10 protein-coding genes and 1 tRNA gene are annotated in these 7,327 nt (G+C 37.0%); 4 read left to right on the top strand and 7 right to left on the bottom strand.

Annotated features, from left to right (window positions below; genetic code table 11):
• Positions 1 to 365, top strand: a 365-nt coding sequence (locus HYU69_08525; GenBank protein ID MBI2270386.1) for a DUF2779 domain-containing protein, incomplete at its 5' end; no start/stop codon positions are given.
• Here HYU69_08525 and HYU69_08520 read toward each other — a convergent pair.
• From HYU69_08520 to HYU69_08500, 5 genes are all read right to left on the bottom strand, one after another.
• Positions 340 to 738: a DUF1987 domain-containing protein gene (locus HYU69_08520; GenBank protein MBI2270385.1), complete on the bottom strand. Its 399-nt coding sequence runs from the start codon at positions 736 to 738 to the stop codon at positions 340 to 342. The two genes, HYU69_08525 and HYU69_08520, sit on opposite strands and share 26 nt — an antisense overlap.
• Positions 739 to 1,305, bottom strand: coding sequence for a hypothetical protein (locus tag HYU69_08515; protein ID MBI2270384.1), 567 nt, complete (start codon positions 1,303 to 1,305; stop codon positions 739 to 741).
• A gap of 9 nt (positions 1,306 to 1,314) precedes the next feature.
• Complete coding sequence (locus tag HYU69_08510) at positions 1,315 to 1,713, bottom strand: DUF1987 domain-containing protein (protein ID MBI2270383.1); 399 nt, start codon at positions 1,711 to 1,713, stop codon at positions 1,315 to 1,317.
• 3 nt (positions 1,714 to 1,716) lie between these two features.
• Positions 1,717 to 2,286, bottom strand: a complete 570-nt coding sequence (locus HYU69_08505) for a hypothetical protein (protein MBI2270382.1) — start codon at positions 2,284 to 2,286, stop codon at positions 1,717 to 1,719.
• Between the two features lie 80 nt (positions 2,287 to 2,366).
• Positions 2,367 to 3,164 carry a M15 family metallopeptidase gene (locus tag HYU69_08500; GenBank protein ID MBI2270381.1) on the bottom strand — a complete coding sequence of 266 codons (798 nt, stop codon included), beginning with the start codon at positions 3,162 to 3,164 and terminating at the stop codon, positions 2,367 to 2,369.
• Between the two features lie 143 nt (positions 3,165 to 3,307).
• On the opposite strand from HYU69_08500, the gene HYU69_08495 reads away from it, so the two are divergent.
• Positions 3,308 to 3,796, top strand: coding sequence for a YajQ family cyclic di-GMP-binding protein (locus HYU69_08495; GenBank protein ID MBI2270380.1), 489 nt, complete (start codon positions 3,308 to 3,310; stop codon positions 3,794 to 3,796).
• A 66-nt stretch (positions 3,797 to 3,862) separates the two neighbouring features.
• Here the strand turns inward: HYU69_08495 and HYU69_08490 are convergent, their stop codons facing one another.
• Entirely contained in the window at positions 3,863 to 4,228 is a 366-nt protein-coding gene (locus HYU69_08490; protein MBI2270379.1) for a diacylglycerol kinase family protein, read from the bottom strand.
• Positions 4,229 to 4,454: 226 nt separating this feature from the next.
• Here HYU69_08490 and HYU69_08485 point away from each other — a divergent pair, with 226 nt between their 5' ends.
• Positions 4,455 to 5,138, top strand: a complete 684-nt coding sequence (locus tag HYU69_08485; protein MBI2270378.1) for a hypothetical protein — start codon at positions 4,455 to 4,457, stop codon at positions 5,136 to 5,138.
• 73 nt (positions 5,139 to 5,211) lie between these two features.
• Positions 5,212 to 5,285, top strand: a tRNA-Asp gene (locus HYU69_08480).
• A 48-nt stretch (positions 5,286 to 5,333) separates the two neighbouring features.
• On the opposite strand, the gene HYU69_08475 is transcribed toward HYU69_08480, so the two are convergent.
• Positions 5,334 to 7,316, bottom strand: coding sequence for a T9SS type A sorting domain-containing protein (locus HYU69_08475; GenBank protein ID MBI2270377.1), 1,983 nt, complete (start codon positions 7,314 to 7,316; stop codon positions 5,334 to 5,336).
• Between the last annotated feature and the right edge of the window lie 11 nt (positions 7,317 to 7,327).

Here is a 7,327-nt window from a genome sequence, read left to right as displayed (position 1 = left end):
TGAATAATTTAAAAAAAATGTTCCCGGAATATACCAACGATATTGATTATATCCTGTACCGTACAAAAGATCTGATAATACCTTTTGAAAGCAAGTTGTATTACCACCCATTAATGAAAGGTTCATATTCAATAAAAAATGTGCTGCCGGCATTGGTTCCGGATCTTAACTATAACACGCTGAGCATAGGCAGCGGAAGTATTGCGATGGCCGCTTTTGAGAACCTTCAAACCGAAAATGATATTTTTAAAATTTCCGAAACACGGGAAGCATTGCTTGCTTATTGCAAGATGGACACATTGGCGATGGTAAAAATACTGGAAGTACTGGAGGCTGTGGTTAATGATCGACCCGCTCAAATTTAAAGGGCAGGGTGAGCAATTTCTGAAACTCTTCACCCGCTTCTTTCATTTCAATATCAATATCATTAAATACCCATTTAACCTCAACAGGTATATTATTTTTATGCAATTCTTCCAGGCGCGCAAAAATATTCATCAGGTATTTTGCTGATGACGAACTGAAATACTCGAAAAATATTGTAAAACTGATCTTCTGAGTTCTGTTTTTTTGTTCGATGGTTTGGGCACAAAAGTTTTTCACCCAGTCGATCACCGGATCATAAAAAGCTTTTGTATTCTCGGGCCGGGACTCACCCTTCAGCTCAAATACATTTTTTGTCACATCAAAAATAATATGCGGGGTACTTTCGGTAGCTACAATGATCAATGGCTGCATTTAGTTTACTTTTATTTTAACCTGGAAAATATAAAATGATGTAGTATCGTCAACTTTTCTGAATTCATATGTTAACGTATCGTTTGATTTAATAGCAATATCAACCATTGCCAGGTCAGCATTATACTCTTTTACAGTTATATCAGAAACGCATTCCCTGTATAATTGCTTTTTACCATCAATATTAAGCGCATTGATCTTGTCAATTTGCGCTCTTTGGAATTCAATATTATCGTTAAAAATATACCTTCCGGAAATAAGATAATAATAATCCTTATCACAACTTAATGTAAATATGGAGAACGGGTTTATTTTTTTATTCTGCTTTTTAGTGATGTCATATCCGCTGTGAATTGCCTCCAGACATTCAACCATAATACCATAAATCCGTTTTTGAACCCTGGGAAAATATTTCACTTCTTTCAATTTGAGTTTAACGGAGGTAATCAGCGCGTCAATTATTTTCATATCCAGCTCTCCTGTATATGCCAATAGCACATTATTATCCCTCATTTTCAGGTGAATATCATATATATAATTATCCTGCAGCCCCATAATCACTTTCAATTGTATTAATTAATTTACGGAAAAAAAACGAAATGGTATAGAAACCATCTTAGAAAACTCCTCCCCCGAATTTTTCATATCTTCATCGGGAGCATCGTAATACCATTCAATCTCCACAGGCATAATTTCCTGCTTTATGGTATCTAACTTATTAATAATTGATGTAAGGAATTTTGCAGAAGTTGAATTAAAATACTCGAATCTGAACTTAAAAACCAGTTTTTCATTGCCTTTTGCCTTATTAGTATGCAGGTGATCTTTATAACTGTCGATCCAATCCATCACGGGCTCATAGAACTTACGGACATTCTCGGGCCTTGACTCCCCGGATATCTCAAACTCCTTTTTATCAGGCATGAAACAGATCTTCGGTGTCAGGTCGGTAGATTCAATCACTAATGGCGTCATTATTCAATTATTTAAATGTGAATTATTGCTATGTATACATACCTGGAAAACATAAAAAGTACTGTTATCATTGACCTTCCTGAAATCGTATCGCAGCTGGCTGCCGGATTTGATGGCGATGTCAATAATACCCAAACCGGCACCACCTTTATCCGAAAACTCACCATTGGCAAGTATTTCGCGATACATTTCCCAACGCTGTGCTTTGTTTAATGTATTGATCTTGTCAATAATATTCTTTAAAAAATCAACGCTTTTATTCTGAACATAATTACCTGTTACAAGGTAATAATCATTTCCATCCTTTCTTAATGTAAAAATGGCGAAAGAACGTAAATGAATATGCTGCTGGATTGCGTTCTCCGAGTGGCGGAAAATGTTCTCGAGACACTCAACCATAACATTATATATCTTTTTCTGGACGAAAATATCAGACTCTACATTGCTTAGTTTTTCCCTTACAGAAGTCACAAGGGCATTGATCACACGCATATCAAACTCTCCATTAAAGGCAAGAATAACATTATTGGTTTCCATTACCCTTAATATCTCGATCACAAATTCATCATCCATAACAATACCCTGATTGCATTAAATTAGCAGAATTAAAAGCATAAATATAAAAACTTACCACGACATAATCATAAAACCGGCTACTCTATTAATTTATACGATCGGGCGGCATTCTCAAGGGTACAGGCATTAAAGTGCCACCATTCAGTCTGGATATTGAAAAAACCAGCTTTATACATGATATCTCTGAGCATTTGCCTGTTCTTTACATGTACTATTGTAAGTTTGCCTTCAGCCAGCATAGCTGCTTCCCGCCGGGGGGAGGCCTCTTCGCCAAAAAAATCGTAAGGTGTGCCCATATCAAGTTCCCGACCCAAACTATCCGCAATACCAATATCAACGGCAGCTCCATAATTGTGCAGGGATCCATATTGGGGATTCGATAAATATTTGGTCTTTTCTCCTTTTGGCACCTTTATACTGTCCCACATGAGCTGCTGTACCCTTAAAGGACGCGCCGCATCATAAATAATCAAATTGTAACCAGGATGTTTTTCCCGCAAAGCATTTTGTGCCTTCGCCAGTTTTTCAGTCACATCCGGCTGCAAATAGGCATTGGCAATATCTCCATATACATCAGTATCCATAAAGTTGTTTAAGCCTGAATAGCGCAGATCGATCAAAACAGAAGGAATAATTTGCTTAACATTCACTAAACCGGCAATTATAAAAGGTTGTTCAGCTTTCCATATCCTTAACTCCTTTTCACGCTCTTTTTTCGCATCATCAATATTCCTGCGTGTATCAGTTAATATAGAATCGGAAGCGACCTGAAACGTGGAAATAATTATAGTTGGTCCGGAATACACAGGCGATTCGGATGGCCGGCAGGATAAAAAAGAATAAAAAAGTATCAAAATGTATTTGAAGAGTTTCATGACTGGACAAAGTTAACAAAACATCAGCCTTCAGGTACACCGATCGGAGCCGCAGCGTATTGCTATAGCCGATAAACCTTCGCATAGCATTTTATTTAGCTTACAAATTTTTTAGTAGTTTAGTTGAGCAAAAAAGCAGAACCATGCCATCATTTGACATAGTAAGTAAAACGGATGTCCAAACCCTTGATAACGCAATTAATGTAGCCAGGCGGGAAATACTTAACCGTTATGATTTTCATGGCTCGAAAAGCACAATTGAACTGGACAAAAAGGCCTTTACCATATCTATACTTACTGAAAACGACATGCGCCTGGATTCAATCATTGATATCATACGCTCACGTATGATAAAGCAGCACCTGAATCCTTTATGCCTCGACGAGGGCAAAGAAAAATATGCTTCGGGCAATATGGTCCGGAAAGACATTATCGTTAAACAGGGCATAGATAAAGATGCCGCCCGAAAAATAAATAAAGACATAAAGGATTCAAAGTTTAAAGTGCAGTCGCAAATTATGGATGACCAGATACGTGTTACAGGCAAGAAGATAGACGACCTTCAACAGATCATTTCTTTGGTGAGCCGAGGGAATTATGGGTTACCTTTGCAGTTTGTGAATATGAAATAAAAGCCGCTCTCCTGCTCTCCCCAAGGGGAGAGAGTTGATACTCCTAACATTTAAACAAATAGTTAATTAAAATATTTTGGGAATAAAGACCAACGCTCCAATTAACAGGGCTGTTATTGCAGCTATTAATACAGCAGCGGCAGCGAGGTCCTTCACTTTGCCTGCTTGTTCGTGTTTAGCCGGAGAGACGTGATCGGTGAGGAACTCTATGGATGTATTTATTATTTCAGCGGTAAAAACAAATCCGGCGGCGAAGAGAATGGCGATCCATTCCATCTTATTTAATTTAAAATAAAATCCTGAAACAACTATTAAAACAAATGCTGACAAATGAATCCAGGCATTATGCTGAGTTTTAAAAAGTAATTTCAAGCCTTTAAATGCATATTTAAAACTATGCATGCAATTGATGATAGAGAATTTCTTAGTCATTTTCCGGCCTTCGATTCGGAAAAGCTAATTTACGGTGAATTTTTGTCCGATACACTTATTATACAGATTTGATACCTGCGATGGTCCAATTTCATTGGCCCAAACTATCCGAGCAGCATTATAGCAATATTGATTGGACTCCTATGAATAAATTGTCAATAAAATTGGTATTATGATTGATCGCAGCTTTTGCCGCAACACCTGATAGTATCATTACCTTTGCATCATGGAGTTAACCAGTATTACTATCGGTGAAATTACGGTAATGGAACCCGTCACGACTATAACTGATCTTATAGTTTCGGCAGTTTGCTTTTATGCATTCGGCAAACTTGGCAAAAGTGAAAACTCACGGCACATTTCAATCAAACTATACCAATACTTTTTTTTAACAATGGGTTTAGCCACCGCTTTTGGGGGCTTGATCGGCCATGCTTTTTTACATTACCTGGGTTTTGAATGGAAACTCCCGGGCTGGATAATAAGCATGTTATCGGTAGCATTGGCTGAACGCGGTGCCATTATACATGCCCGACCGCTTTTAAAAAAACGGATCGGCGATTTCTTTGTTGTCATAAACATTGTTGAGCTATTAGCTTTTATTTTTTTAGCTATGTACGCATTAAAGTTCATTTACGTTGAGATACATGCCGTATACGGGCTGCTGGTTATTTTATTTTCTTTTGAGCTTTTTGTATACAAAAAGACGGAAGATAAAGGCAGTCGAATAGCATTGTGGTCGGTATTTTTTGCATTCCTGGCAGCTTTTACTCATTTAATCAAGATATCTATCCACAAATGGTTCAATTACCTTGATCTAAGCCATGTATTTATGGCTGTCAGCTCGTATATTTTGTATAGAGGTGTGATATCAATGAATATTTATGAAAAAGGCAAACAGAGTTCTTAAAAACACTTTATTTTCTTGCCTGCTATGGAAAAAGCGTTATTTTTGCAGTCCGTTCGTTAAAAAACCAGAAAATGGGCTGGTAGTTCAGTTGGTTAGAATGCCGCCCTGTCACGGCGGAGGTCGCGGGTTCGAGTCCCGTCCAGCCCGCAAAAAGCCCTCAATTATGAGGGCTTTTTACTTTACAAAAGCAAAGGGTCAGTTTTTAATAAACTTCAGGGTTTGCTGAGGATAATTTTTCAGATGTATAAAGTAAATCCCCTTTGATAAATCTTCGATATTAACTGTACTGATTTTCTGTTTTATGTCCGCACTTTTAACCAATGCTCCTATTGAGTTATAGATCAGCATCTGCTCACTCCCTGAAGGATGGGTTGTGCATTTAATTGTCAGATTTTCTGAAGAAGGGTTTGGAAAAATTTCAAATCTATTTTGAATCAGGTAATTACCGGAAATGCCAGAAATTTCAGGAATATAAAACTCCAGCAACATAACAGCATTGGGTTGTAAGTGAATAGAATATGAAGAATCAACCAGATTTATTTTATCTCCATACACAACAGAATTAGGATAGAGGAACGAAGTTGCAGAGCTCCTGTCATACCCCTTTGCCAATAAAGAATCGAATCGATAAATAACATTGTTATGTGTTGAATCAACAAGATATTTTGTTCCAAGATGATTTCCGGTTACTCCTGAAATAGTAAGATTAATATTTCTACCAAAACGAAATACCGAATCAGCCTTTTGATAAATGGGTATGGCGGAATTTATTGCTAATGACATTGCATCCATGCCTGTTAATGTTATATAACCTTTGTAAATTGAATCTAATCTTGAATTGGTATATCCTGCTGTAGAAATGTCTGTTACATTAAAATGTTTATTGTACAGTAAATAAGAAGTTGCTTCTGTGAATGCTGGCAGTGAACGGTTTGACAAAAGAACACGAACGGTATCGTTTTGAACAGAAGAAACTACGGCTAGATTCAGATAATCCGAACTATCCGATTCAATTTTTTCTCCCTTCACTTTATCTAGCAACAGCAATGATTTCCATTCCGGTTTATGTAAAGCACCCCAACTTAATAACCCATAATCATGGTGAAATTCAGCTGTATCCATATTAAAGTCTTGCCAGGATGCTACCAGTTGCGCTGCAATTCCATACTTCTCTAAACCTAAAACATAATTTGGCATAAAAGCAGCGGCAAAATTTGATTCCCGAATATTGAAAGCATTATTCCATTCAGAAATAATATAAGGAACAAGACCATGCCCTGAATTTATAAGTTTTTGATTCAGAAAATCAATCTCCATTTTCATTGAATGTAAAAAAGAGTCGAACTTATGCCATGAAATAAAATCTAATGGTGCATTCCATACCATACAACTGTCAATTAATCTTCCTATAATGGATGAATCTAACTGCGAATTAGTTATAAATCCGATGGGATATGCACTTCCAAACTTTGAAGTAAACGATGCCAAAACCGGACCACCAACTTTAGCAGTGGGATGATTCGTTTTTATAGCAAAATATGTTTTATTAAAAAAATCAAAATACTGTGCAGGAGTCCCCTGCCAATAAAAATTATCCGGCTCATTCCATATTTCATAATAGGGATCAAGCCCCCATTGTCCGTTAATCTTACTCACTATACTATCTATCAATAAATTCCATGTTGCATAATTTGCAGGAGGCATCGCATTAAATTTTTTCCAATTAGGATCGCCTGATATGGTATTGTCGGTTGATGAGCTTAACCACAAAGGCATTTTTATAAATGGAAGGATCAGCTTATCGCATCTTGAATTAGCATATAATATTCCTGGCTTAGCGGCTTCTAATTGTGCCATAACACCTGCAATGGAAGGTGAGCTAAATTCCATCGCAACCTCTATACTAATCATACGAATGCTGTTATGCCTAATTCCATTATTTAAAAAGTCGGTTGTGCCATCCGCTGTTTTGGGGACAAGAAAAATTCCTGGCTCATATATAGTTGGAACCGGGCCAGGTGAGTTTTTCGGATCAATGATAATATTTTGGGAATATGTATTATTAAGAACAAAAAGCAAAACAATTAGAATTGCGTATTCGGTTCTTTTTATGAAATAGCCATCACGCCAAAAGGCGTGACTAACCGACATGAATATATGACGTATCCTATCTGACAAACAGTAACTTA

Source organism: Bacteroidota bacterium, assembly GCA_016183775.1.
Taxonomy (GTDB): domain Bacteria; phylum Bacteroidota; class Bacteroidia; order JABDFU01; family JABDFU01; genus JABDFU01.
This window is presented reverse-complemented; position numbering and strand designations above follow the sequence as displayed.

What these genes read in the sequence shown, in the direction of transcription:
- HYU69_08520 (MBI2270385.1), bottom strand. Translation starts at nt 738, where the DNA reads ATGCAGCCATTGATCATTGTAGCTACCGAAAGTACCCCGCATATTATT.
- HYU69_08510 (MBI2270383.1), bottom strand. Translation starts at nt 1,713, where the DNA reads ATGACGCCATTAGTGATTGAATCTACCGACCTGACACCGAAGATCTGT.
- HYU69_08505 (MBI2270382.1), bottom strand. Translation starts at nt 2,286, where the DNA reads ATGGATGATGAATTTGTGATCGAGATATTAAGGGTAATGGAAACCAAT.
- HYU69_08500 (MBI2270381.1), bottom strand. Translation starts at nt 3,164, where the DNA reads ATGAAACTCTTCAAATACATTTTGATACTTTTTTATTCTTTTTTATCC.
- HYU69_08495 (MBI2270380.1), top strand. Translation starts at nt 3,308, where the DNA reads ATGCCATCATTTGACATAGTAAGTAAAACGGATGTCCAAACCCTTGAT.
- HYU69_08490 (MBI2270379.1), bottom strand. Translation starts at nt 4,228, where the DNA reads ATGACTAAGAAATTCTCTATCATCAATTGCATGCATAGTTTTAAATAT.
- HYU69_08485 (MBI2270378.1), top strand. Translation starts at nt 4,455, where the DNA reads ATGGAGTTAACCAGTATTACTATCGGTGAAATTACGGTAATGGAACCC.